24 protein-coding genes, 2 pseudogenes and 1 riboswitch are annotated in these 23533 nt (G+C 71.0%); of the genes and pseudogenes, 14 read left to right on the top strand and 12 right to left on the bottom strand.

Annotated features, from left to right (window positions below):
- Positions 1-14: 14 nt before the first annotated feature.
- A pseudogene (locus tag AS96_RS16005) lies at positions 15-134 on the bottom strand (hypothetical protein); the annotation flags it as partial.
- Here AS96_RS16005 and AS96_RS15740 point away from each other — a divergent pair.
- The 7 genes and pseudogenes from AS96_RS15740 to AS96_RS10890 form a co-directional block, all read left to right on the top strand.
- A pseudogene (locus AS96_RS15740) lies at positions 129-233 on the top strand (2-dehydro-3-deoxyglucarate aldolase); the annotation flags it as partial. The pseudogenes AS96_RS16005 and AS96_RS15740 sit on opposite strands and share 6 nt — an antisense overlap.
- Before the next feature lie 81 nt (positions 234-314).
- Complete coding sequence (locus AS96_RS10915; RefSeq protein WP_036289618.1) at positions 315-1112, top strand: transglutaminase-like domain-containing protein; 798 nt, start codon at positions 315-317, stop codon at positions 1110-1112.
- A gap of 66 nt (positions 1113-1178) precedes the next feature.
- Positions 1179-1631 (top strand): MarR family transcriptional regulator, encoded by a 453-nt coding sequence (locus AS96_RS10910; RefSeq protein WP_036289616.1) that lies wholly within the window; start codon positions 1179-1181, stop codon positions 1629-1631.
- Positions 1628-2314, top strand: a complete 687-nt coding sequence (locus tag AS96_RS10905) for an NAD(P)H-dependent oxidoreductase (RefSeq protein WP_036289614.1) — start codon at positions 1628-1630, stop codon at positions 2312-2314. Before AS96_RS10910 ends, AS96_RS10905 begins: the two co-directional genes overlap by 4 nt.
- Before the next feature lie 106 nt (positions 2315-2420).
- Positions 2421-3284 carry an ABC transporter substrate-binding protein gene (locus AS96_RS10900; protein ID WP_036289612.1) on the top strand — a complete coding sequence of 288 codons (864 nt, stop codon included), beginning with the start codon at positions 2421-2423 and terminating at the stop codon, positions 3282-3284.
- Positions 3285-3306: 22 nt separating this feature from the next.
- Entirely contained in the window at positions 3307-4152 is an 846-nt protein-coding gene (locus tag AS96_RS10895; protein WP_036289610.1) for an amino acid ABC transporter permease, read from the top strand.
- Positions 4149-4907, top strand: coding sequence for an amino acid ABC transporter ATP-binding protein (locus AS96_RS10890; RefSeq protein WP_036289608.1), 759 nt, complete (start codon positions 4149-4151; stop codon positions 4905-4907). Before AS96_RS10895 ends, AS96_RS10890 begins: the two co-directional genes overlap by 4 nt.
- A 128-nt stretch (positions 4908-5035) precedes the next feature.
- On the opposite strand, the gene AS96_RS10885 is transcribed toward AS96_RS10890, so the two are convergent.
- Both AS96_RS10885 and AS96_RS10880 read right to left on the bottom strand, forming a co-directional pair.
- On the bottom strand, positions 5036-5647 hold the full coding sequence (locus AS96_RS10885; RefSeq protein ID WP_231477238.1) for a GntR family transcriptional regulator: 612 nt from the start codon (positions 5645-5647) through the stop codon (positions 5036-5038).
- Positions 5648-5672: 25 nt separating this feature from the next.
- A complete protein-coding gene (locus AS96_RS10880; RefSeq protein WP_036289604.1) occupies positions 5673-6611 on the bottom strand; it encodes a DMT family transporter in 939 nt (312 codons plus the stop codon).
- Positions 6612-6765: 154 nt separating this feature from the next.
- Here AS96_RS10880 and AS96_RS10875 point away from each other — a divergent pair, with 154 nt between their 5' ends.
- The gene (locus AS96_RS10875) at positions 6766-7578 is read left to right on the top strand and encodes a cytochrome c oxidase assembly protein (protein WP_036289602.1); all 813 of its coding nucleotides are present in this window, start codon (positions 6766-6768) and stop codon (positions 7576-7578) included.
- Positions 7579-7626: 48 nt separating this feature from the next.
- Here AS96_RS10875 and AS96_RS10870 read toward each other — a convergent pair whose 3' ends face one another.
- Entirely contained in the window at positions 7627-8511 is an 885-nt protein-coding gene (locus AS96_RS10870; protein WP_036289600.1) for a bifunctional methylenetetrahydrofolate dehydrogenase/methenyltetrahydrofolate cyclohydrolase, read from the bottom strand.
- Between the two features lie 146 nt (positions 8512-8657).
- Positions 8658-9932: a serine hydroxymethyltransferase gene (gene glyA, locus AS96_RS10865; RefSeq protein ID WP_036289598.1), complete on the bottom strand. Its 1275-nt coding sequence runs from the start codon at positions 9930-9932 to the stop codon at positions 8658-8660.
- A gap of 66 nt (positions 9933-9998) precedes the next feature.
- Positions 9999-10082, bottom strand: a riboswitch (ZMP/ZTP riboswitch).
- Between the two features lie 136 nt (positions 10083-10218).
- Here glyA and AS96_RS10860 point away from each other — a divergent pair.
- The 6 genes from AS96_RS10860 (at position 10219) to AS96_RS15995 (ending at position 16433) form a co-directional block, all read left to right on the top strand.
- Positions 10219-11793, top strand: a complete 1575-nt coding sequence (locus tag AS96_RS10860) for a beta-N-acetylhexosaminidase (protein ID WP_036289596.1) — start codon at positions 10219-10221, stop codon at positions 11791-11793.
- A complete protein-coding gene (nagA, locus tag AS96_RS10855; RefSeq protein ID WP_036289595.1) occupies positions 11790-12926 on the top strand; it encodes an N-acetylglucosamine-6-phosphate deacetylase in 1137 nt (378 codons plus the stop codon). Before AS96_RS10860 ends, nagA begins: the two co-directional genes overlap by 4 nt.
- 439 nt (positions 12927-13365) lie before the next feature.
- The gene (locus AS96_RS14735) at positions 13366-15141 is read left to right on the top strand and encodes a sigma-70 family RNA polymerase sigma factor (protein WP_051498851.1); all 1776 of its coding nucleotides are present in this window, start codon (positions 13366-13368) and stop codon (positions 15139-15141) included.
- Positions 15142-15179: 38 nt separating this feature from the next.
- Positions 15180-15602: a YrdB family protein gene (locus tag AS96_RS10845; protein WP_036289593.1), complete on the top strand. Its 423-nt coding sequence runs from the start codon at positions 15180-15182 to the stop codon at positions 15600-15602.
- Positions 15603-15615: 13 nt separating this feature from the next.
- Positions 15616-16071: an FAD-binding oxidoreductase gene (locus AS96_RS16000; RefSeq protein WP_442921707.1), complete on the top strand. Its 456-nt coding sequence runs from the start codon at positions 15616-15618 to the stop codon at positions 16069-16071.
- Complete coding sequence (locus AS96_RS15995) at positions 16035-16433, top strand: FAD-binding oxidoreductase (protein WP_363331269.1); 399 nt, start codon at positions 16035-16037, stop codon at positions 16431-16433. Before AS96_RS16000 ends, AS96_RS15995 begins: the two co-directional genes overlap by 37 nt.
- 10 nt (positions 16434-16443) lie before the next feature.
- On the opposite strand, the gene AS96_RS10835 is transcribed toward AS96_RS15995, so the two are convergent.
- The 7 genes from AS96_RS10835 to AS96_RS10805 all read right to left on the bottom strand — a co-directional run bounded on the left by AS96_RS10835 (position 16444) and on the right by AS96_RS10805 (position 23302).
- On the bottom strand, positions 16444-17079 hold the full coding sequence (locus AS96_RS10835) for a hypothetical protein (RefSeq protein ID WP_036289591.1): 636 nt from the start codon (positions 17077-17079) through the stop codon (positions 16444-16446).
- Positions 17080-17161: 82 nt separating this feature from the next.
- A complete protein-coding gene (locus AS96_RS10830) occupies positions 17162-17941 on the bottom strand; it encodes a glucosamine-6-phosphate deaminase (protein WP_036289589.1) in 780 nt (259 codons plus the stop codon).
- Entirely contained in the window at positions 17934-18890 is a 957-nt protein-coding gene (locus AS96_RS10825; protein WP_036289588.1) for an ROK family protein, read from the bottom strand. Before AS96_RS10825 ends, AS96_RS10830 begins: the two co-directional genes overlap by 8 nt.
- The gene (locus AS96_RS10820) at positions 18890-19729 is read right to left on the bottom strand and encodes a carbohydrate ABC transporter permease (RefSeq protein WP_036289586.1); all 840 of its coding nucleotides are present in this window, start codon (positions 19727-19729) and stop codon (positions 18890-18892) included. The genes AS96_RS10825 and AS96_RS10820 overlap by 1 nt, the downstream gene beginning before the upstream one ends.
- Positions 19729-20655: a carbohydrate ABC transporter permease gene (locus AS96_RS10815; RefSeq protein WP_036289584.1), complete on the bottom strand. Its 927-nt coding sequence runs from the start codon at positions 20653-20655 to the stop codon at positions 19729-19731. Before AS96_RS10815 ends, AS96_RS10820 begins: the two co-directional genes overlap by 1 nt.
- Positions 20656-20790: 135 nt before the next feature.
- Positions 20791-22068 carry an extracellular solute-binding protein gene (locus tag AS96_RS10810; RefSeq protein WP_036289583.1) on the bottom strand — a complete coding sequence of 426 codons (1278 nt, stop codon included), beginning with the start codon at positions 22066-22068 and terminating at the stop codon, positions 20791-20793.
- A gap of 58 nt (positions 22069-22126) precedes the next feature.
- A complete protein-coding gene (locus AS96_RS10805) occupies positions 22127-23302 on the bottom strand; it encodes an ROK family transcriptional regulator (RefSeq protein ID WP_036289581.1) in 1176 nt (391 codons plus the stop codon).
- Positions 23303-23533 lie beyond the last annotated feature (231 nt).

Below are 23533 nucleotides of genomic sequence, written 5' to 3'. Positions count from 1 at the left end.
GGCGTCTCAGCCCGTCACCCGACGGGGAGCATCCACCGGCTGAAGAAGTCCGTCAACTCGTCGGTCGCTTCCAGCGGCAGCACCGCCGCGACGTACTGATCGGGGCGCACGACGACGACCACACCGTCTTCATTCTCGTCGGCGCCGATGTGGCGCTCCTGGCCCGCGGGTCGGAGGCCCTCGCGGCGCGATGGGTGACGGAGTACGACGACACCGAGCGCGACTCCTACTGACACGGGGCGCCGCGCGTCGAAACGCGTCGAGCTGCTGTCAACCCCCGCGCGGCCGGCGCGGCGCCATGCCACCCTGTGAGCATGCAGAGGATCGTCACCGCCCGCATCGAGCTCGACGTCACCGACCCCGCCGACCTCGTGTTCGCCGTGGCCGCATCCCGGGCGTATGCCCCGGCATCCGAATCCCTCGACGTGCGCGTCGACGGCTCGCCCGTGCCGGTGCACGAACTCACCGACGCACACGGAGGTCGCCTCCACCGGGTGGACGCTCCGATCGGCCGCCTGCGACTGGACTACGCGGCGACCATCGACGGCGCGGCCACGCCGCTGGACGCGGACGAGACGGAACTGCTCGTCTACGGCCGCCCCAGCCGCTACGCGGAGTCCGACGCACTCGCGCCGACGGCCGCGGCCGAGTTCGGCGGCATCAGCGATTCGAGCGACCTGCTGACGGGTGTGTCGTCGTGGGTGGGCACCGAGCTGTCGTACGTCAGCGGCTCGAGCCTGCCGACCGACGGCGCCGTCCGCACGCTCCTGGCCCGCCGCGGCGTCTGCCGCGACTACGCCCACCTGTGCGTCGCCCTTCTGCGCGCGGGCGGCGTACCCGCACGACTGGTGGCGGTGTACGCGCCGGGACTCGACCCCATGGACTTCCACGCCGTCGCCGAAGCATGGGTCGACGGCGCCTGGCGCGTCGTCGACGCCACCACCCTGGCACCCCGCGACACGCTCGTTCGCATCGCGACGGGCCGGGATGCCGCGGACACCGCCTTCCTCAACATCCTTCGCGGACGCGCCGACCTCGTAGACCTGCAGGTGACCGCGACCGCCGACACCCTTCCCGACGACGACCTGGATCGGCTGATCAGCATCTCCTGATCAGCATCCGCTGACCGCGGGAGTCAACCAGTTGACACCAGGGATGTCAACTGGTTGACTCTGGCTATGGCCGCCCGTCTCACCGTCACCCTCCACGAGCTCGTCGGCGAACTGGATCTGTTCGCGGACGCCTGGTTGCGAGACAGACACGGCGTGACCTTCAACCTGTTCGAGATCCTGGCGACCCTCTCCGAGCGGGCGCCGATCGACATCACCGGGCTCGCACGCTGCCTGCGGGTGACGAAAGCCGCGGTCAGCAAGCGCGTCCCGGCCCTGGTCGCCGACGGGTGGCTGCGCACCACCGCGGGCGAAGGGCGCCGCATCCTTCTGGAGCTGACCCCGAAGGGCGTCAAGCTGGTGCGCGTGGCCGGCGGCGAGCTCGAGGCCGAGTTCGCCCAGATGCTCGCCGATCCGCGCCTGGATCCGGTCTCCTCCGGCACCGGCATCACCCCCGCCGCGCTCAACGCCCATCTGTCGGCACTCACCGACATCGTCCTCGCGAAAGGTCGCACGCCATGAACCGCCGCCTGCTCGTCCTCGTCGGCACGCCCCTGCCCGATACCCTCACCCACGCGCTCGCGGAGAGCTACGTGTCGAGTGCCCGCGCCGCCGGCGCCGAGGTGCGCCTGATCGATCTCGCCCACGACCCCATCCCCGACCATCCCCGCACGCGCGACCAGCTGCGCGCGCCGCGCGTCGGCCGCACCCACGATCTGCCGCTCGATCCGGACGTCGCCCGGTACCTGGACGACCTGTTCTGGGCCGATCACATCGCGATCTTCCATCCGCAGTGGTGGGGCACCGTACCGGCAGCTCTGAAGGCGTTCATCGACCGTGTCTTCCTTTCGAACGCGACGTTCCGCTATCGCGAACGCTCTGCCCTGTCCGACCGCCTCCTCGCCGGTCGCACCGCGCGCATCGTCATGACGATGGACTCTCCTCGGTTCTGGAACCGCCTCGTCTACCGCGGTGCCGCCGAAGCATCGCTCTCCCGGGCGACTCTCGGCTACTGCGGCGTGCGCACGGTGGGCATCGCACGCTTCACGCCCGTGCGCTTCAGCGATGACACTGCCCGCCGCGGCTGGATCGAGCGCGTGGCGCGGCACGGCAACACCGACGCCGCATCACCCCGCCGCGCGCGGCGCCCCTCGACCGACGACACCTCTCGCCCAGCTCGGGCGGCGCGGGTGAAGACCCTGTAACAAAGCGTCGCCCGGCGACGCCCGACACCGCGCCAGCGGCGAAGATGGATGTCGCGGCATCCGCACACAGCGTTCGGCGCGCCGCTCATCCCACCCGGAGGTCTCCATGCCGCGTCCCATCCTGCGCACCGCCCTCGCCGCCACCGCGGCCGCCCTCACCCTCGCCCTCGCCGGCTGCGCCGGAGGGACCTCGAGCCCGGGAGGTGCCGCGTCCGACTCCGCGAACGCGGATGCCGGCTACATCACCCCCGGAAAACTCACCTTCGCCACGGGTGAGACGGCGTACGAGCCCTACGTGTACGGCGACGACCCGGCATCCGGAAAGGGCTTCGAAGCAGCGGTCGCTTACGCCGTGGCCGATCAGCTCGGGTTCGCGAAGGACGACGTCGTCTGGGTGCGCACCTCCTTCGAGTCGGCCATCGCGCCGGGACCGAAGAACTTCGACATCAACATCCAGCAGTACACGATCACCGACGAGCGCAAGCGGGCCGTCGACTTCTCGACGCCCTACTACGAGGCGAGCCAGTCGGTCGTCGCGATCAAGGGCGGAAAGGCCCAGGGCATCACCGACATCGCGGGACTCAAGGGCCTCGCGATCGGCGCGATGACCGGCTCGACGAGCGCCGCCACCTTGGAGAAGGCGATCGCCCCGACCACGGCGCCGTCGCTCTACAACTCCAACGAAGACGCCGTCGCCGCCCTCAAGGCCGGCCAGATCGACGCGATCGTGCTCGACACGCCCACCGCGTACATCGCGGTCAACGCGCCCTACATCGACAACTCGTTCGTGGTCGGCGAACTGCCCGCCGCCGGCATCCCCGACCAGTGGGGACTGCTGCTCGCGAAGAACTCGCCGCTGACCGCGAAGGTGAGCGCCGCGGTCGACACCCTTCGCAACAACGGCACCCTCGACGAGCTGAAGAAGCAGTGGCTGTCGGTGCTGACCGAGGGCGTACCGCAGCTGAAGTGACCCGCTCGGGTAACGTCGGTCCGTGACCATTCACTCCCCCAGCGCGCTCGAGCTCGAGCGGCGTGCGTTCCGCCGCGGGCGGCAGCGGCGCTCGGTGCTCGTCGCGATCGCCTCGAGCCTCGTGTTCGCGGCGATCGTCTGGGCGAGCGTCATCAACACGCCCGGGTGGGCGAGCGTGCAGCAGGCGTTCTTCGACCCGCAGATCGCACTGCAGTCGCTGCCGAAGATCTGGGACGGCTTCCTCATCAATCTGCAGGTGCTGGGCCTCTCGCTCGTCACCGTGTCGGCCGTGGCCCTTCTGATCGCGGTGCTACGCACCGCGCGCGGGCCGGTGCTGTTTCCGCTGCGCGTCCTCACGGCGGCCTACACCGATCTCTTCCGCGGTCTGCCGTTCATCATCGTGCTCTACCTGATCGGCTTCGGCGTGCCGACGATCATGAACACGCGGATCCCCGTCGTGGTGCTCGGCGTCGTGGCGGTCACGCTCACCTATTCCTCGTACGTGGCCGAGGTGCTGCGCGCGGGCATCGAGGCGGTACACCCGTCGCAGCGGCTGGCGGCCCGTGCCCTGGGCCTCGGCTACGTGCAGACCCTCCGGCGGGTCGTGCTGCCGCAGGCTGTCCGCAAGGTGACGCCGCCTCTCATGAACGACTTCATCTCGATGCAGAAGGACGTGGGACTGATCTCGATCCTGGGCGCGATCGACGCCATCGCCGCCGCCCGTTCGGCGGCGTCGTTGAGCTACAACTTCACGCCCTATGTCGTCGCCGGCATCCTGTTCATCCTGCTGGCCATCCCGACGATCCGCGTCACCGACTGGTACACCGCGCGGCTGCGCGAGCGCGAGCAGCAGGGATCGATCCTGTGAGCGGGCACGTCGCGGCATCCGGCGCCCCCGTCCTGCGCGCCGACGACCTCTGGAAATCGTTCGGCGAGCGCGACGTTCTGCGCGGCGTCTCGGTCTCGTTGGCCGCGCACGAGGTGGTGGCCCTGATCGGCTCGTCCGGATCGGGAAAGTCGACGCTGCTGCGCTGCCTCGGACTCCTGGAGCCCATCGACGACGGGCGCATCTGGCTGGGCGAGCTCGACATCTCCGACCCCCGCGTCGACGGCAACCGCGTGCGGGCACGCCTGGGCGCCGTCTTCCAGAGCTACAACCTGTTCCCCCACCTGTCGGTGCTCGACAACGTCACACTCGCCTCGCGGGTCGTGCACCGGATGCCGCGGGCACGGGCCGAGGAGCGCGCCCACGATCTGCTGGCACGCGTAGGCCTCGCGGAGTTCGCGACGGCCCACCCCGACCGCCTCTCCGGCGGCCAGCAGCAGCGCGCGGCGATCGTGCGGGCCATCGCGACCGATCCCGAAGTGCTGCTGCTCGACGAGATCACCTCCGCGCTGGACCCCGAGCTCGTCGGCGAAGTGCTGGAACTCGTGCGCGCCCTGGCCGCGGAGGGAACGACGATCCTGATGGCGACGCACGAGATGGCCTTCGCCCGCGACGTCGCCGACCGCGTCGTCTTCCTCGACGACGGCGTCATCGTGGAGGAAGGTACCGCGGCATCCGTATTCGCCGCGCCGCAGCATCCGCGCACGCAGGCATTCCTCTCGCGCTTCTCCGGCTGACGGTCGGCGGGCCTCACGCGCGACCCAGCGCGGCGCACGAACTCCGCAGAATCGCGCGAACTCCGCACGGATGCCGAGAAAACGTGCGGAGTTCGTTACTTTCTGCGGATGACGTCCGCGCGTGCCGGTCAGCGCGCGGCGCGGATGAGCTGCGTCGAGTGGTCGAGATGCGCGCGGACGGCCGCTCCCCCGTCGCGGGGCAGCGCGTCGAGGTAGGCGCGATGCTCGGCGGCGAGCGCACCCGGCGCGTAGTGGGGACGCACGTGCGTCAGCAGAAGCAGCACCTCCGACTCGAGGCCGGCGTGGGCCTCCGCGAGACGAGGGCTGTCGGCGGCATCGACGATCGCGCGATGGACAGCGGCGTGCGCGCGGATCGTCGCGGGCCAGTCGGCGCGGGCCTCGGCATCGGCGAGGTCATCGATCGCGGCCTCGATCGTCGCGCGCGTCGCGGGCGACCACACCGAGCCCTGCGCCTCGGCGATGAGGCGTACGGCCTCGGTCTCCAGCGCCGCCCGCAGCTGCTGGAGTGCCCGCAGATCGTCGTCGTCGAGCGCCGAGACCCGGGCGCCGGCGTAGGGGACGAGCTGGACGAGGCGTTCCGCCCCGAGCGCGGCCAGGGCCGCACGCACGGTATGCCGCGACACGTCGTGCGCGCGGGCGATCTCCTCTTCGCGCAGCGGCGCGCCCGGCGCCAGCGCGCCGCTGAGGATCTCGCCGCGCAGCGCGTCGGCGACGCGCACGTCCGCCGTCGGCCGCCGCGAACCGTCACGCCGGCGCGGAGACACCGTCGCTCCGCGCGCGCACCGGGGCGGCGACCAGCGCGAGCCCCACCGCGATGACGATGAGCCCTGCCACCGAGACGGCGGAGAGCTGCTCGTGCAAGACCACGAGGCCGAGCACCGTGGCCGCGAGCGGCTCGGCGAGCGTGAGGGTCGAGACGGTCGCCGGGCTCAGGCCGCGCAGGCCCGCACCGAACAGGAGATAGGCGATCGTGACGGTGACGACGCCGAGCCACAGGGCGAGCGCCGCGCCGTTCGCGGTGCCCAGCCACGCGGTCGAGGTCGACACGAGCACGGGAACGCTCAGCACCGCGGCGGTCCCGAACACGGCGCCCATCGCCGCCGGCGCCGTCCAGCCGCGCTCGAGCAGCATCTTGCTGGCGATCGCGTAGAGCGCGTACGACGCGCCGGCGCCCACGGAGGCGGCGACGCCGACGAGGCTGGTCGGCGCGGCGGAGCCGTCGCCGACCACGCCCGACACCAGCACGACACCGACGATCGCGACGGTCGTCGCCAGGCTCCACCGCAGGCTCGGTCGTCGTCGGCGCAGCACGCTGTCGAGAACGCCGGTGACGATGGGCGCTGAGCCGAGCGCCACGACCGTGCCGACGGCGACGCCGTTGAGCCCGGTTCCCGAGAAGAACGTCGGCTGGTACGCCAGCACCCCGGCGGCTCCGACGAGCACGATGACGAGCGCAGGGACCCCCCGTCGGACCGGGAGGCTGTCGACCGCCGCCGGCGACGCTGTGCGCCGCGCCCGCGAAACGAGCGCGATCACGCCCAACAGCGCGCCGCCGATGAGCACGCGCGCCGCGCCGATCGAGAGGGCGTCGGCATCCACGCCGGCGAGCGCCCGCGACGTTCCTGTCGTGGCGAAGCACAGCGCCGCGACGAGGACGGCGACGACGGACAGGGACCGACTCACCGGAACATTGTTACACAATCCTGCTGGTGGCGATGCTGATTCACCGCGCACGCATAGCCGTCCGCCGTAAGCTGGGCCCACGCCTCCCATCGATGCCCTGCTCACGACCTGGCGCGCCGACCCCGTCACGATCGCGGTCCTGGTCGGCGCGGCGTTGCTCTACGCCCTCGGGGTGCGACGCGCACGGCGACGCGGCACCTCCTGGCCGCCCCATCGCACGGTGCTCTTCTTCGCCCTCGGGCTCGGCTCATACGCCGTGGTGGAACTCGGCTTCCTCGGCACCTGGTCGGCCGAGCTCCGCTGGGCGTTCGTCGCCCGCATCGCGCTGCTGCTCATGGCCGTCCCGGGTCTCATCTCCCTCGGCCGTCCGCTCGACCTGCTGCGCGCGGGCCTGTCGGATGCCGGTCGCCAGCGCCTGGACGCCGTGCTCGACGGTCGCGTGTTCCGGTTTCTCGGCAACGCGATGTTCGCCACGATCTTCGTCGCGGCGATCTTCTGCGTGTTCCTCACGCCGCTCGCGGGAGTTCTCCGCACCTCCCCCGCGATCGGTGAGGCGCTCGGGCTCGTCTCGCTCGTGGTCGGGCTGCTGCTCGTGGTGCCCCTGATGGCACTCACCGGCATCCACACCAGCACGTTCCTCGCGGTCGAGTTCCTGCTGGCCTTCGTGGAACTCGTCATCGACTCCATCCCCGGCATCCTGCTGCGCCTGAACGACACGGTCGTCGACGGCGTCGCGGCCGCGACGGACGCCGGCTGGTGGCCGAACCCGCTGCACGATCAGCACCTCGCCGGAGACCTGCTCTGGTTCATCGCCGAGGTCGCCGACGTTCCCATCCTGATCATCCTGCTGGTGCGTTGGGGACGCCGCGACCGGGTCGAGGCGGCCGGCTACGACGCGCTGAGCGACGAGGAGCACGACGCCCTGGTCCAGGCGCACCTGCGCGGCGAGCGCACCGCCGAGGCTTGACCGGCTCCCAGCCGGGTGGATGCCGCGGCATCCGCGCGCCGCCGGCGATCAGGCCCGAATGCTGCGCTCGGCCGCCTCGACGACGTTGGTCATGAGCAGGGCGACGGTCATCGGCCCGACGCCGCCGGGGTTCGGCGAGAGCCAGCCCGCGACGTCCTCGACGCCCGGGGCGATGTCGCCGTAGACCTTCGCCTTGCCGGTCTCGGGGTCGCTCTCGCGGGTCACGCCGACGTCGAGCACGGCGGCGCCGGGCTTCACGTCCTCCGGGCGCACGAGGTGCTTGACGCCCGCGGCGCCGACGATCACGTCGGCCTGGCGCAGGTACGACGGCAGATCGCGGGTGCCGGTGTGGGTGAGCGTGACCGTCGCGTTGACGGCGCGGCGCGTCAGCAGCAGACCGATCGAGCGGCCGATCGTGACCCCGCGGCCGACGACCACGACGTGCGTGCCGGCGAGGGCGAAGCCGTTGCGCTCCAGCAGCTCGATCACGGCGCGCGGCGTGCACGGCAGCGGCGAGGTGATCTCGTCGTTGACGTTCAACACGAGCTTGCCGAGGTTGGTCGGGTGCAGGCCGTCGGCATCCTTCGCCGGATCGATCCGCTCGAGGATGCGATCGGTGTCGATGTGCCGCGGCAGCGGCAGCTGCACGATGTAGCCGTGGCAGGTCGGGTCGGCGTTGAGGCGATCGATCGCGGCTTCGACGTCGGCCTGTGTGGCGTCGGCCGGCAGCTCGACCTGGATCGAGTTCATGCCGATCGCCTCGGACTCGCGATGCTTCATCCCGACGTACAGCTGCGATGCCGGGTCGGCCCCCACCAGCACGGTCGCGATGCCGGGGATGACCCCCGCGGCCTTCAGCTTCGCGACGCGTTCGGCGAGCTCCGCCTTGATGGCCGCGGCCGTCGCGCGGCCGTCGAGCTTGTGTGCAGTCATGCGTTGTCTCCTCCGTGTTCTCCCCGCGAGACACGGTTCCCGCACCGAGACACGCGTCGACGGCGCGTGTCTCGGTGCGCAGGCGGTGTCTCGCGGACCGTGGATGCCGCGGCGCACCCGCGCGGGCGGGGAATGCCGCGGGCGGGTTACTGCGTGAGGCCGGGGTACAGCGGGAACGCGGCGGTCAGGGCGGCCACGCGCGTGCGCAGCGACTCGACGTCGGCGTCCGGCAGCAGCGCCAGCGCGATGATATCGGCAACCTCGGTGAACTCCGCGTCGCCGAAGCCGCGGGTCGCGAGCGCCGGGGTGCCGATGCGCAGGCCCGAGGTCACCATGGGCGGACGCGGGTCGTTGGGCACCGCGTTGCGGTTGACGGTGATGTGGATCTCGTGCAGGAGGTCCTCGGCTTGCTTGCCGTCGATCGCGGCGTCGCGGAGGTCGACGAGCACGAGGTGCACGTCGGTACCGCCGGAGCGGACGGAGATCCCGGCATCCTTCACGTCCTGCTGCGAGAGGCGATCGGCGAGGATCGCCGCACCGCGCACGACGCGCTCCTGGCGCTCCTTGAACTCCGGGGTGGCGGCGAGCTTGAACGCGGTCGCCTTCGCGGCGATCACGTGCATGAGCGGACCGCCCTGCTGGCCCGGGAAGACGGCCGAGTTGATCTTCTTCGCGAGGTCGGCATCGTTGGTCAGGATGAAGCCCGAGCGCGGGCCGCCGATCGTCTTGTGCACCGTGGAGCTCACGACGTGCGCGTGCGGCACCGGGGAGGGGTGCAGGCCCGCCGCGACGAGGCCGGCGAAGTGCGCCATGTCGACCCACAGTAGCGCACCCACCTTGTCGGCGATGGCGCGGAAGCGCGCGAAGTCGAGCTGACGCGGGTAGGCCGACCAGCCGGCGATGATCACCTTCGGCTGGTGCTCGACGGCGAGGCGCTCGACCTCGTCCATGTCGATCGTCGAGGTCTCGGGGTCGACGCCGTAGGCGACGATGTTGTAGAGCCGGCCGGAGAAGTTGATCTTCATGCCGTGCGTGAGGTGCCCGCCGTGATCGAGCGAAAGACCCAGCAGGGTGTCGCCGGGGCGAGCGATGGCGTGGAGCACCGCGGCGTTGGCGGAGGCTCCCGAGTGCGGCTGGACGTTCGCGAACTCGGCGCCGAACAGCGCCTTCGCGCGCTGGATGGCGAGCTCCTCGGCGACGTCCACCTCTTCGCAGCCGCCGTAGTAGCGGCGGCCGGGGTAGCCCTCGGCGTACTTGTTCGTCAGCACGGAGCCCTGCGACTGCAGCACCGAGACGGGAACGAAGTTCTCCGAGGCGATCATCTCGAGGTAGCCGCGCTGACGCTCGAGCTCGCGCTCGAGAACCTGCGCGATCTCGGGGTCGACCTCGGCGAGCGGGGCGTTGAAGTACGGATCGGTCATGACGGTCTCCTGCCATTCGTCGGGTGGATGCCGGTGTGCGCCGGGCGCACGCCGGTGTATCAAACGAAGGCCGGCCCAGGCGTGCGGTCGATTGCCGTGTTCGCCGCTCCCCGATGGTGACCCACCTCAACGCCAGTCGCGACAGTGCGAGCATATCGGATGCGACGCCGCCGGCACACGGCTAGGCTGGCGTCATCGGATTTGTTAGGACTCCTTACATCACCGCCGACCCTCGGGCCGCAGCCGCTGGCTCCGATCCCCGGCCGCCACGCAGAATGGAGACACCGTGTCGCAGCCCTGCCTCGTCCCCGCACCCGCGCGGCTGACCCTCGACGAGGGCAGCCCCTTCCTCCTCGCGAGCGACGTCGCACTCGTGATGACGACGGATGCCGTGGGAGTCGCCGACGCCGCCGCGGAGCTCCGCCGGCTGATCGCGGCGCGCACCGGCATCCGCCTCGCCGCTCCGACACCCGCGAACGGCCAGGTGCCACACCTCCGATTGAGCCTCGAGCACGACGGACCCGCCGAGTCGTACCGACTGTGCAGCGACGCCGGCGCCGTGCACGTGGCCGGCGCCGATGCGGCGGGCCTCTTCTACGGCGTGCAGACCCTCGTGCAGGCGATCACGACAGACGCCTCGGGCTGGCGGATCCCGGCGATGGAGGTCGAGGACGCTCCCCGCTTCGCGTATCGCGGCGTCATGCTCGACGTCGCCCGTCACTTCCTCGATGTCGCGACGGTGTGCGGCTACATCGACCGCGCCGCCGGCTTGAAGTTCAACGCCCTGCACCTGCACCTGACCGACGACCAGGGATGGCGCATCCAGATGCACTCCCGCCCCCGGCTGACGGAGAAGTCCGCGTCGAGCTCGGTCGGCGCGTACGGCGGCGGCTTCTACACCCACGACGACTACCGCGCCATCGTCGCGCACGCCGGCCGCCACCACATGATCGTCGTGCCCGAGATCGACGGCCCCAGTCACACCCACGCCATCTCCCTCGCCTACCCCGAGCTGTGCGCACCGCCGGTGGTGAGCGCGCAGCTGCGGCGGCAGTCGGAAGAGGACGGCAGCGCCCTCCCGCTCGGCGGCGTCGCCTACGAAGGCATCGGCGTGGGCTTCTCGTCGTTGCGGATCCGCGACGAGGCGACGTACACCTTCCTCGCCGACGTCCTCACCGAGTTGGCGGCTCTCACTCCCGGTCCGTACCTGCACATCGGCGGCGACGAGGCGCTGGGGACGGATGCCGATGACTACGACCACTACATCGAGCGCGTCTCGCGGCTGGTGGCCGAGACCGGCAAGACCGCCATCGCCTGGCACGAGGCCGGCGTCTGCGGCGGCCTCGCGGAGGGAACCATCGGACAGTACTGGGGTTTCGTGTCGCCGACCGACGGCATGGACGAGAAGACCCGGGGCTTCGTCCGCCGCGGCGGACGCGTCATCCTCTCACCCGCCGACGCGATCTACCTCGACATGAAGTTCGACCCCGACTCGCCACTCGGGCTGACGTGGGCGCGTGGAGTGACGATTGCCCGCCGCTCCTACGAGTGGGAGCCGACTGCCGTCATCGACGGCATCGATCAGGCGCAGATTCTCGGCGTGGAGGCGCCGCTGTGGAGCGAGACCGTCCGCACATCCGCCGACATCGACGCCCTCGCCTTCCCGCGCATCGCCGCCGCTGCAGAAGCGGCGTGGTCCCCGGCGCTGGGAGCCCTCCCTCTGCGAACATGGGAGTCCTTCCGGGCCCGCGTGGGCGGGCTCGGGCCGCTGTGGAGGTCACTCGGCATCCGCTTCACCGCGCTGTCCGAGATCGATTGGACACCCGCGGAGCCGATCACCGTGCAAGGGGACAACACATGACCACCGTCATCCACTCGGCGCAACTGGTCACCGCCGGAACACTCACCCCCGACGCCTGGATCGCCTTCACCGATGGCATCATCGACGGCCGCGGGACGGGCACGACGTGGCGCACCCTGACGGCGGCCCACGTGATCGACGCCGCGGGAGGGGTGCTCGCTCCCGGGTTCATCGACATCCACGGTCACGGCGGCGGGGGCGCCTCGTTCGATGAGGGCGCCGAGGCCATCGCCACGGCGCGGGCCGTGCACCGTGCGCACGGGACGACCCGCGCGGTGCTTTCGCTCGTCACGGCATCGCTCGACGATCTCGCCGCCCGCGCCGCCGTCATCGCCGATCTCGTCGAGCGCGACGCGACGATCCTCGGCTCCCACCTCGAAGGGCCGTTCCTCGATCCCGGCCACAAGGGCGCCCACACTCTCAGCCTGCTGCGCCCGCCCGATGCCGCGGCCGTGGGACGGCTGCTCGACGCCGGGCGCGGCACCGTGCGGCAGGTCACCCTCGCACCCGAGCTGCCGGGCGCGCTGGCGGCGGTGTCGCAGTTCGTCGCCGCAGGTGTCGCGGTGGCGGTCGGCCACACGAACGCCACCGAGGACGACGCCTTTGCCGCCTTCGACGCCGGCGCGACGATCCTCACGCACGCGTTCAACGCCATGCCCGGTATCCACCACCGCGAACCCGGGCCGGTGGTGGCCGCGCTCCGCGACGAGCGGGTGACGCTGGAGATCATCGCCGACGGGGTGCACGTACATCCGGATGTCGTCGCGCTGGCGTTCACGCAGGCGCCGGGTCGGGTCGCGCTCATCACCGACGCGATGGCGGCCGCCGGCGCCGCCGACGGGCATTACGAGCTCGGCGGGCTCGCCGTGACGGTCACCGCCGGCACCGCACGGCTCGATGACGGCGGCGCCATCGCCGGCTCGACGCTCACCCAGGACGCTGCCCTGCGGCTCGCCGTCGGCCACGGCATCGCACTGACGAGCGCCGTCGACGCGCTGACCCGCGTCCCCGCGCGTGCCGTCGGCCTCGAGGATCGCTACGGCACTCTCGAGAGCGATCGCGTCGCCGACGTCGTGCTGCTCGACGAGTACCTCCGGGTGCGGACGGTGTGGGTCGACGGCATCCGCGTCTGACGGCATCCGCGCCCGACGGCGACGGGGACCGGATGACAGAAGCGGGGCGGAGGGCGCCCCCGCGCCGTCCGCCCCGCTCTACCCCGTCCACCGGTACCGCGCGGATCCTCCCCCGAGATTCCGCGCTTCCGGTCCTGGCCACGGATCGCTCCGTTCCCCTGGCCGTTCCCGTCGGCGCTGCTCCTGAATCCCCCTGGAGAGCACGCGACGGGAAGCCCTTCACCCCAAGAGAGCGCGCACCGCACGATCCATTACGCGGGTTAGAGGATTTTTCTCGAACTTTTTCCGACGGCGCTCAGATCGCTCCCCCGCCACCGGCCGTTCCCCCGCCGGACCTGTGAAAATAGGAACCGATGGCGCGACCCGCGTCATAATCCGCCGCCGTGGCCGTCTCTTGGATGACAACGAACGACGCCCACTCCGACAGGACTCTCTCGTCATGGACACGCCCGATCAGCCGCGCCCCGATGCCGCCGACATCGCCGACGCCGACCTCGTGCTGCGCACGCGCGCCGGAGACCGTCAGGCGTTCGCCGAGCTGTGGCGCCGCCACTACCGGTCGGGGCTGACCGTCGCCTCGTCGATCACCTCGACCTTCGACGCCGACGACCTCGTCCAGGAGGCGTACGCGCGCATCTACCAGGCGATCGTGAAGGGCGGGGGCCCGACGGGCTCGTTCCGCGCGTACCTGTTCACGAGCATCCGCAATACGGCAGCCGGGTGGGGCCGCGCCCGTCGTGAGACGGCCATCGACGAGCTCGAGGCCCTTCCCGATCCGGATGCCGACGCGCACGCAACCGACGAGGCGCTCGATCGGAGCCTCACGCACCGTGCGTTCCGGAGCCTGCCGACGCGGTGGCAGGAGGTGCTCTGGTACACCGAGATCGAGCAGATGAAGCCGGCGGAGATCGCTCCGCTGCTGGGGATGAAGGCGACGGCGGTGGCCCAACTGGCCTTCCGCGCGCGCGAAGGCCTGCGTGAAGCGTGGATCCAAGCGCACCTGCAGACAGTGGCCGACGGGTCGGACTGTCAGTGGACGATCGAACGGCTCGGCGCCTACGCCCGCAACAACCTGGGGACCCGCGACCACAAGAAGCTCGAGGCGCACCTCGCCGATTGTGCGCGATGCACGATCGTGGCGGCCGAGGCCACCGAGGTCTCGCACCGCCTTGCGCTGGTGCTGCTGCCGTTGACGATCGGTGCCGGCGCCGCCACCGCCTACCTCGCCACCCTCCAGGGCGGCGCCGCGCCGCTGGTCGCTCTCGCGGCGGGCGCCTCGGGGACGGTGCCGGGCGCCGTGACGGTGGGCGCCGGATCTGCGCCACTAGTGGGAGCGGCCGGAGGAGCCGGCGCGGGAGGGTCCGCGGGCGCCGGTGGCTCTGCGGGCGCCGGTGGCTCGGCCGCTGCGGCCGGGGCTGCCGGATCCGCCGCGGGCGGCGCACTCGCCGGCACCGGGGCTGTCATCGGCCTCGTCGCCGCCGGCGTGCTGGTGGCCGGTGCGGCCGTGGCTGCCGTGATCGTCGTGCCGCAGGTGGTCGCCAGCAGCGCATCCGCGCCGAGCGACGGGTCGGGTGCGAACGGGGGCGCGTCCGCGAACGGCGGGGGCGACACCGTCGTCGCACTTCCGGCGACCACCCCCTCGCCGAGCACGATCCCCTCTGCGGCTCCCACCTCGGTTCCCGTGCCGTCGGCGACGCCGCAGCCCGATGTGAAGCCGCGGCCCGACGTCAAACCGCAGCCCGCGCCGACGCGCCGGGCGGTCCCGCCGCCGACGACGGCGCCGCAGCCGCCCGCCACTCCAGCTCCCACGCCGACGGTGGCGACTTCGCCGGCGCCGACGCCCACACCGACGCCCACGCCCACGCCCACGCCGGAGCCCACCCCGACACCGACACCGACACCCACACCCACACCCACACCCACACCCACGGTCCCGGTGGATGCGCCGAGCTTCGTCAACGGCAGCTATCAGATGTGGGGAGATGCTGGCCAGTTGACGCTCACGTTGCGATTCTCGGGTACACCGGGAAAGACCATCCGTCTGGTTGTCGGAGGCATCGAGCGTGGCCAGCAAGAGCTCGACGCCGCCGGGTCTACAACCTTCGTCTACGACTCCACAGAGATGGAGACCGACGGCGCCACCGCATCGTTCGGCTATGTCGCGGACGGCATCGTCGAGGCTGAGCAGAGCCTCACCATCAACCTCGTCCGCTGACCGATCTGAGTCCCCCTCCCGCCGCGTAAACTGGCGGAATGTCCGAGCTGCCGCACGTCCGTCCCGCCGCCCCCGAGGCCCCGCGATCGGCCGACGGCGCCGCCGCGCGTCCGGCGGGCGTGCGCCCTGCGCTGGATGCGGTGGATCTGCTCGCGTTCCTCTGCGAACTGTTCGCCTTCGCCACCCTCGCGGTCTGGGGCTTCACCGCCTGGCCGTTCCCCTGGAACATCGTCGCCGGAATCGGCGCTCCGTTGATCGCGATCCTGCTGTGGGCACTGTTCGTCTCGCCCCGTGCCGTCTTCGCCGTGCACCCGTTCGTGCGGGCCCTCGTCGAGCTCCTCGTCTACGCTTCCGCGACGATCGTCTGGTGGACCAGCGGCAATGCCTGGATCGGCCTGGCGTACGCGGTCGTCGCCGTGGCCGTCGGACTGGTCTCTGGCCGACGCCGACTCGCCGCCTGAGGCACTCCAGATCATGAGCGCCGTCCTCGACCTGCTCACCGCCGAGCTCGCCGATCGCATCGACACCGACCCCACCGCCCTCGACGCCGCACGCGCGGACAAGTCCGGGCACGCAGCCGCCGGGCCGCCGATCGCGATCGTGCACGCGGCATCCGTCGCCGACGTCCAGGCGACGATGCGCATCGCGTCCGCGACGGGCACACCCGTCGTGATCCGCGGCGCGGGCACGGGGCTGGCGGGCGGCGCGAACGCCGGTGCCGGCGAGATCGTGCTGTCGATGCGCGGAATGGACCGCATCCTGGAGGTGCGGGCCGACGACCTGCTGGCGGTTGTCGAGCCCGGCATCCTCAACGCCGACCTCAACGACACCCTCGTCGCGCACGGGCTGTGGACGACGCCGAGGCCGAGCTGCTGTGGACCATCCGCCGCTCGATGCATCCGGCCATGGAGGCGATGGGCACGACCCTGATCGAGGACGTGTCGGTTCCCCGCAGCGCCCTTCCCGCGATGTTCGACGAGATCGCGCGCATCGAGCGCGCCTACGACCTCGTGATCCCGACCGTCTGCCACGCGGGCGACGGCAACCTGCACCCCAACTTCGTCTTCGACGGCGAGGAGGTTCCCGAGATCGTCTGGCGCGCCGCCGACGAGCTGTTCCGCGCGGCCCTGCGCCTCGGCGGCACGCTCACCGGCGAACACGGGGTCGGCGTGCTCAAGCGCCGTTGGCTCGTCGACGAGCTCGGCGAGGATCAGTGGCAGCTGCAGCGCCAGATCACCCGGGTGTTCGACCCCCTCGGCATCCTGAATCCGGGAAAGGTCTTCACCGACTGAGTGGGACCGCTCAGACGGCCGGCGGGTAGATCTGCGGGCTCGGAGCGGCCTGCCCGCGCGCGCCGAGGACCATGGCGAGGATCCCCAGCGCCAGCGGCACGGTGAGGATCACGAGCGATCCGAGCGCGAACAGCCACAGGAGGCCCTGCGGGTCCTGACCCGACGCCCCGACGAGCACGATCTGGGGCAGCGCCGAGGTGGCGACGATCACCGCGAGCCCCCAGGCGGGCGCCCACTGCCACGGCCGCGGCACGACGGCGGCGCGCCCGATCGCGACCACGGCGACCAGCGCCGCGGCGGCGGTGACGGCCAGCTGCGTGAACGACAAGATCTGCAGGAGTGCGATGTCCTGCCCGGTCGCCAGGGCCGACAGCGCCAGCTCGACGACCGGCGGGAGGACCGCGAGCACGAGCAGCGCCGCCATGCCCGGTGGACGCCGTGCGACGATCGACCCCCGCCCGCGCAGCCCGAAGGCGAAGACGACAAGGGATGCCGCGAACAGCACCGCCGTCACGATCGCGACGCCCGAGCCGAGGCCTCCCGGCGCCACGGCCCGCACCGCCGTCGGCACCACCGCACTGGCGGCGAGCAGCGCGCCGCCCCAGATCCATGCGGGCACGGGCTTTCGGATCTCGGCATCCGTCATGGCCCGACCCTACCGCCGCTCGTCCGTCCCGTCATGTCGCTTTCGCCGACGCCTACCGGCGAGAGGGGACGGATGAGCGCCGTCAGAGACCCTGCCCGGCCGGCTTGTTCGCGTAGGCGTAGCGGTAGTAGTCGGCGTGCTCCAGGCGGGATGCCGCGTCCTCGTCGACCACGACGGTCACGTGCGGGTGCAGCTGGATCGCCGAGCCCGGCAGCGACGAGGTCACGGGGCCTTCGACGGCGCCCGCGACGGCCGCAGCCTTGCTCTCACCGAAGGCGAGGAGGAACAGGTGACGCGCCGACAGGATCGTGCCGAGCCCCTGCGTGATGCAGTGCATCGGCACGTCGTCGATCGTGTCGAAGAAGCGGGCGTTGTCGCGTCGCGTCTGCTCGATGAGCGTCTTCACGCGCGTCCGCGATGCGAAGGAGGAGCCGGGCTCGTTGAAGCCGATGTGACCGGAGGTGCCGATCCCGAGGATCTGCAGGTCGATGCCGCCCGCGTCGGCGATGGCCCGCTCGTAGTCCTCTCCGGCGTGCGCGATGCTCGCCAGATCGCCGTTCGGCGTGTGGATGCGCTCGGGATCGAGGCCGAGCGGCTCGACCACCTCCGTCGTGATGACGGAGCGGTAACTCTGCGGATGCCGCGGGTCGATGCCCACGTACTCGTCCAGCGCGAACCCGCGCACCCGCGACACGTCGGTGCCGGCGAGCCGGGGCCGCAGCGCCTCGTAGACGGGGAGCGGGGTCGACCCGGTCGCCAGCCCCAGCACCGCGTCCGGGCGGGCCGCGATGAGGCGGACGATCTCGTCGGCGACGAGCGCCCCGGCATCCGCCGGCGAGGGGACGATGACGACTTCAGCCATGGCAAACAGCCTCCTGCTCGGATTCGGCGCCGAGGATGGCGGCGCCCAGTGCTGCGACGGGCGATCCCGACGGCAGCAGATCGACGCGCTCGCTGAGCCGCAGCGACCGCAGGAACGGGGATGCCGCGGCGCTGGTGTCCAGTTCGGCGAGCACGGGCCTCAGCATACGGTCGCCGAGCGCCGTGACGCCTCCCCCGAGCACCACGGCGTCGACATCGGTGGACAGCACGATCACGCGGATCGCCGACGCGACGCCGTACGCGAGCCCTCGGCGCAGCTGCACGGCGAGCGGGTCGCCGGCGTCGGCGGCGTCGAACACGTCGCGCACGGGCAGCGCCGCGGGCCGGCCCCATCGCTCCGCGACGGCGGCTCCCCCGCTGAAGGCCTCGATGCAGCCGCGCTGTCCGCAGCGGCAGAGGGGTCCCGTCGGATCGACGGAGATGTGTCCGACCTCCCCCGCGGCTCCGTGGACGCCCCGCCAGAGTCGGCCGCCGTGCACGAACCCGGCGGCGATGCCGGTGCCGAGATTGAGGTACGCCATCGACGTCAGCGTGTCCGCACCGCGCAGCGCCGAGGCACCGACGGCAGCGGCCTTGACGTCGTTCTCGGCCCGCACCGGAATGCCCAGGCGCGGCCCCAGCGCGAGGGCCAGATCGAGCTCGTCGATCCCGAGGTTGACCGCATGGGTGACCACCGCGCCTCCCGACGCGACCTGACCCGGCATCCCGACGCCGAGCGAGGTGAAGGCGGCAGGGGGCATGCCGACGGCGGCAGCCAGCTCGTCCACCGCGTCGAGGATCGTCGTGATCACGGCATCCGCGCCCCACCCGGTCGCCCGGCGCACACGAGCGAGGATCCGCTGATCCGACGCGTCGCCGCCGCGCGGGTCGGATGACGCGACGACCACGGCGTCGGTCTTGGTGCCCCCGACGTCGAATCCGAGTCGCATCAGCCCTTCACCGCTCCCGACACGAGACCGCTGGTCATCTTGCCCTGCACGATGAGGAAGAAGATGATCACCGGAATGGCCATGAGGGTCGAGCCGGCCATGACGACGGCCCAGTCGGTCGCCTTCGTCGCCTGGACGAAGCTGCGCAGCCAGATGGGAAGCGTCTGCGCCTCGGGGCGGGTCATGATCACGAGGGCGAAGATGAACTCGTTCCACGCTTGGATGAACGCGAAGATCCCGGTGGAGACCAGTCCCGGCGCGAGCAGCGGGAAGGTCACGCGCCAGAAGGCCTGTGCCCTGCTGCACCCGTCGATCATCGCCGCCTCCTCGAGGTCGGCGGGGATGCCGTTGACGAACCCGCGCAGGGTCCAGATCGTGAAGGGCAGCACCATGGCGATGTAGACCGCCGACAGTCCGATCACGGTGTTCAGCAGGTGCCAGCCGTCGAGCACGCGGAAGGTCGAGATGATCATCGCCTCGGCGGGGATCATCTGGATCACGAGGATCGCGACGATGAAGCTCTTGCGGGAACGGAAGCGGTACCGCGAGATGGCGATGGCGGCGAGGAAGGCGAAGACCAGGGCCGCGGCGACGGTGAGCACGGTGACGGCCAGCGAGATCCACAGCGCCGGCATGAACCCGCCGTCCCAGGCCGCGCGGAAGCTCTGCAGGGTGAACTGGTCGGGCCAGAAGTGCGGCGTCTCGCTCTTGACGGCCGAGCCGGGCAGGAAGGCGGTGTTGACCATCCAGTAGACCGGGAAGACCGAGCAGACGAAGACGACGACGGCGGCGAGGTTGAGGAGCACACGCCCGGTGGCGCGTCTCGTGCGGGCGCTCATCAGTCGTCCTCCGAGGTCAGCATGGTGCGGATGTAGTAGGCGGAGATGGCGAGCAGCACGACGACGAGGATCACCGAGATCGCCCCTCCCGAACCGAGATCGCCGGTGGCCATCGAGACGCTGTAGATGTAGACGCCGATGGTGTTCGTGTCGGCGCGGATGCCGCCGACGGTCTGCAGCGCATAGATCTGTGCGAACACGCGCAGGTCCCAGATCACCTGCAGGATGAGCAGCACGACGAGGATCGAGCGGATGTAGGGCACGACGATGAAGCGGAACCGCTGCCACGCGCCCGACCCGTCGAGGGATGCCGCCTCGAGCACCTCGTCAGGCACCTGCGAGAGCCCGGCATAGGTGGAGAACGCGACGAACGGGATCGCGCCCCACGTGATGATGATCGCCGCGACGCCGAAGAAGCTGAGGGGGTCGGACAGCCAGCTGTGTCCGATCCAGTTCTGCCCGGTGATCCGCGTCAGCGCGTAGTTGACGAGGCCGTAGGACGTGTCGAAGATCCAGCCCCACACGATGGTGCCGGTGAGCGCGGGCATCGCCCAGGCCAGCAGCAGCCCCACCGAGACGACGGTGCGCATCACGCGGCCGAGTGAGGTCATCATCAGCGCGATCGCAACCCCGAGCACCATGGTGGCGGCGGCACAGACCACCATCAGACCGAAGCTGCGGGCCAGGACGACCCAGAACTCGGAGTCGGTCAGCACACGCACGTAGTTGTCGAACCAGACGAAGGTGGGCGGCTTGCCGAAGACCTGCTCGCGCCCGTACTTCTGGAACGACATGACGATCAGCTGCACGAGGGGCCAGCCGATGAAGACCAGCAGCATCGCCAGGGCGGGCAGCAACAGGACCAGCGGCGTGCGGTCGCGGCGCCGCCGACGCGGAGATGCCGCGGGCGCGTGAGCGGTGGTCATGCCGGCTCTCCTTTCGTGGGTGTCGGGGGCATCTCGACTCGCGGCGCCCGCTCAACGACCGGGGAGGCGATACCACCGCCGATCGTTGAGCGAGGAGCGCAGCGACGAGTCGACACGCAGACGGGTCGAGCGGACTCAGCCGTTGAGGATGGAGTCGATCCGCTCGTCGAGAGCCGTGGCGAGCGTCTTGACGTCACCGCCGGCCGCGACCTGGACGAAGAAGTCCTGCAGCAGGCCCTTCGCCTCCACGTCCGCCCACTTCGGCGAGGCCGGCGTCAGCTTCGCGTTCGCGGCGGCATCCGAGATGATCTTCGCGAGTTCCGGAGTCGCCGCGGCGACCTGGCTGCCGAGGGACTTCTTGGCGGGCACGAGGCCGGCCTTGGCCAGCAGCGTCTGGTAGTCGTCGCTGAGCATGATCTCCAGCGCGCTCTTGGCGAGCTCGGGGTGCGCCGACTTGGCGGAGATGCCGATGTTGGAGCCGCCCGCGAACACCTGCGCGGCGCCTCCGTTCTTGCCCGGCAGCGCGTAGAAGCCCACGGTCTTGGTCAGGGCGGTGTCGGCCTTGTTCTCATCGGCGACGATCGACCAGTACGCCCAGCTGGGCGCCGACAGGGTGGCTGCCTTCTCGGTGCGGAACGGAACCCAGGCTTCGGTCTCGTCGCCGTCCTTCGGAGCGAGCGAGGCCGTGGTCATCAGCTGCTGCACCTGCTCGATGCCCTTGACCGAGGCGTCGCTGGACATCTGCGCCTCCCACTTGCCGTCCTTCTGCACGGCGATCTCGCCGCCGTTCTCCCAGATGAAGGGCAGCGCGTTGTACCAGTCCTTGCCCGGGAAGTAGACGCCCGAGACGCCGGGCAGAGCCTGCGCGAGCTTCTTGCCGTTGGCGACATACTCATCGAGGGTCGTGGGCACCTGGACGCCGGCGGTGGCGTACTGGGCCGTGTTGTAGAACACGATGCGCGCACCGGAGTAGTACGGCGCGGCGTACAGCTTGCCGTCCCACGAGCCGGCCTCCACGAAGCCGGGCAGCAGGTCGTCGCCGCCGATGGTGTCCTTGATGTCGGAGATGTCCAGCAGTGCTCCGCTGGAGGTGAACGCGGGCGACTGGGTGTTGCCCATCTCGACGATGTCGGGCGTGTCGTTGGAAGACAGGCTCGTGGTGAGCTTGTCGACCAGGCCCGTCCACTGCTGCTCCTCGATGACGAGCGTCGAGCCCGGATTCTGGGCTTCGAAGGTCTTCACGAGATAGTCGCGGGCATCCTGCGGCGTGTCGGTGCCGTTCAACCACACGCGCAGCTGGGCCGGCGCCGGAGTGCCGGAGGCGTCGTTGCCGCCCGAGTCTCCGGCCGCGCAGCCGGCGAGAACGACAGCCGAAACGCCGAGGAGCGCGAAGGCGCCGAGCTTCTTGTTCATGGTGTCTTCCTTTGTCTCTCTTGGTGGTGTCGGGGCGCTGTGCCCCGCGGTGATGGGGTCAGGACACCCCGAGTTGTCCGGACAGGACCATGACGGCCGCGCCGCGGAGGACGATGTCCTCCCCCTGCGCCGTCATCCGCACCTGGACGCCGTCGTGGAACGAGGCGAGCGTCCGGGCGCGCAGGGTCTCGACGGTCGCGGTCGCGAGGGTTGCGTCGAGAAGATCGGGCCGGCCGGAGAGGACGATCTCCGACAGATCGAGGACGCCCACGATCGGGGCGAGGGCGATGCCGAGACGAGCCCCGGCGTCGCGCAGCACCGCGTCGCGGTCGGCGCCGGGCTCGGCCACGCGCGCCTCCAGCGCCGGAACCGACAGCCACGCCTCGAGGCAGCCGACCTTTCCGCACACGCATCGCGGGCCGCCGTCCGTGCCGACGGTGACGTGACCGATCTCTCCGGCGGCGAACCGACTGCCGGCCATGGGCTGACCACCCGCGAGCAGGCCTGACCCGACGCCTCGACCCACGCGCACCAACAGCACGTCGTCGGCGGCTCCGCCGAAGGTGTACTCCGCCAGCACGGCCGCATTGGCGTCGTTGGCGACGAGCACCGGCAGCCCCAGGTCGGCACGCAGAGCGCCTTCCAGGTCGACGCCCTGCCATCCGAAGTTCGGCGCCGTGAGAACGACGCCGCGATCGTCCACGATGCCGGGGCTGCCGACGCCGACGCCGAGGACCGGCGCGTGCGCGTCGGCCACGAGGCCACGCGCGAGCTCCATGACGGCGCCGAGGATGTCGGCGGGGTCCGCCGGTACCGTCACGTCCCGACGCGCGACGATCTCTCCGTCGAGCGTGAGGATCGCGCCGAGGAATCGGTCGGTGCCCGAGAGGTCCAGCCCGACGATGCGGTGGCCCTCCCGATCGAGGTCGACGAGGATCGCGGGCTTTCCCGGCCCCGTCACCTCGCGCATCCCGCGCTCGGCCACGTAGCCGTCGTCGATGAGCTCGGCGACCAGATCGGAGATCGTCACCCGGGTCAGACCCGTCTCACGGGAAAGGTCCGCGCGACTCATGGCACCCTGGTGGAAGAGGGTCTGCAGCACGAGCGCGCGATTGTGCGCCCGCGCATGCTCCGGCAGCACCTTCGCTGCGTGGCGCAGTGCGCGACCCGCCACGATGGAGCGGGCCGGCGATGTCGCCTCGACGGCGCCGCGCGGGAGATCAGATCCGGACATGTTTGTTAGTAGACCTTACGAAAGCCGCATCCGCAAGCGTCGACGCGGATTCGGAAGGACGATTTACAAAACTGTTACATTGCGCGACGCCCGCCCAGAGGAGAGAGCTTGTTGACCGTCACGACACGGACCCGCCGCCTCGCCGCGATCCTCCTGACCGCCGTAGCGTTCGCCGGCCTCGTCGGGTGCGCCGCCGACGGCGGGACGGGCCCCGCGCCGTCGGGCGGCGAC

The sequence above is a fragment of the Microbacterium sp. MRS-1 genome (genome assembly GCF_000585455.1).
GTDB classification, from domain to species: Bacteria; Actinomycetota; Actinomycetes; order Actinomycetales; family Microbacteriaceae; genus Microbacterium; species Microbacterium laevaniformans.
The sequence above is the reverse complement of the archived record's forward strand: the minus strand, read 5'-3'. Positions and strand labels throughout refer to the sequence as shown.

Bases quoted from the DNA above. Each gene is read 5' to 3' on its own strand.
- AS96_RS10830 (WP_036289589.1), bottom strand. From the start codon at position 17,941: ATGGCTGAAGTCGTCATCGTCCCCTCGCCGGCGGATGCCGGGGCGCTC.
- AS96_RS10915 (WP_036289618.1), top strand. From the start codon at position 315: ATGCAGAGGATCGTCACCGCCCGCATCGAGCTCGACGTCACCGACCCC.
- AS96_RS10820 (WP_036289586.1), bottom strand. From the start codon at position 19,729: ATGAGCGCCCGCACGAGACGCGCCACCGGGCGTGTGCTCCTCAACCTC.
- AS96_RS15995 (WP_363331269.1), top strand. From the start codon at position 16,035: ATGCATCCGGCCATGGAGGCGATGGGCACGACCCTGATCGAGGACGTG.
- AS96_RS10810 (WP_036289583.1), bottom strand. From the start codon at position 22,068: ATGAACAAGAAGCTCGGCGCCTTCGCGCTCCTCGGCGTTTCGGCTGTC.
- AS96_RS10805 (WP_036289581.1), bottom strand. From the start codon at position 23,302: ATGTCCGGATCTGATCTCCCGCGCGGCGCCGTCGAGGCGACATCGCCG.
- AS96_RS10825 (WP_036289588.1), bottom strand. From the start codon at position 18,890: ATGCGACTCGGATTCGACGTCGGGGGCACCAAGACCGACGCCGTGGTC.
- AS96_RS10870 (WP_036289600.1), bottom strand. From the start codon at position 8,511: ATGACTGCACACAAGCTCGACGGCCGCGCGACGGCCGCGGCCATCAAG.
- nagA (WP_036289595.1), top strand. From the start codon at position 11,790: ATGACCACCGTCATCCACTCGGCGCAACTGGTCACCGCCGGAACACTC.
- AS96_RS10815 (WP_036289584.1), bottom strand. From the start codon at position 20,655: ATGACCACCGCTCACGCGCCCGCGGCATCTCCGCGTCGGCGGCGCCGC.
- AS96_RS10845 (WP_036289593.1), top strand. From the start codon at position 15,180: ATGTCCGAGCTGCCGCACGTCCGTCCCGCCGCCCCCGAGGCCCCGCGA.
- AS96_RS10900 (WP_036289612.1), top strand. From the start codon at position 2,421: ATGCCGCGTCCCATCCTGCGCACCGCCCTCGCCGCCACCGCGGCCGCC.
- glyA (WP_036289598.1), bottom strand. From the start codon at position 9,932: ATGACCGATCCGTACTTCAACGCCCCGCTCGCCGAGGTCGACCCCGAG.
- AS96_RS10910 (WP_036289616.1), top strand. From the start codon at position 1,179: ATGGCCGCCCGTCTCACCGTCACCCTCCACGAGCTCGTCGGCGAACTG.
- AS96_RS10835 (WP_036289591.1), bottom strand. From the start codon at position 17,079: ATGACGGATGCCGAGATCCGAAAGCCCGTGCCCGCATGGATCTGGGGC.
- AS96_RS14735 (WP_051498851.1), top strand. From the start codon at position 13,366: ATGGACACGCCCGATCAGCCGCGCCCCGATGCCGCCGACATCGCCGAC.
- AS96_RS16000 (WP_442921707.1), top strand. From the start codon at position 15,616: ATGAGCGCCGTCCTCGACCTGCTCACCGCCGAGCTCGCCGATCGCATC.
- AS96_RS10905 (WP_036289614.1), top strand. From the start codon at position 1,628: ATGAACCGCCGCCTGCTCGTCCTCGTCGGCACGCCCCTGCCCGATACC.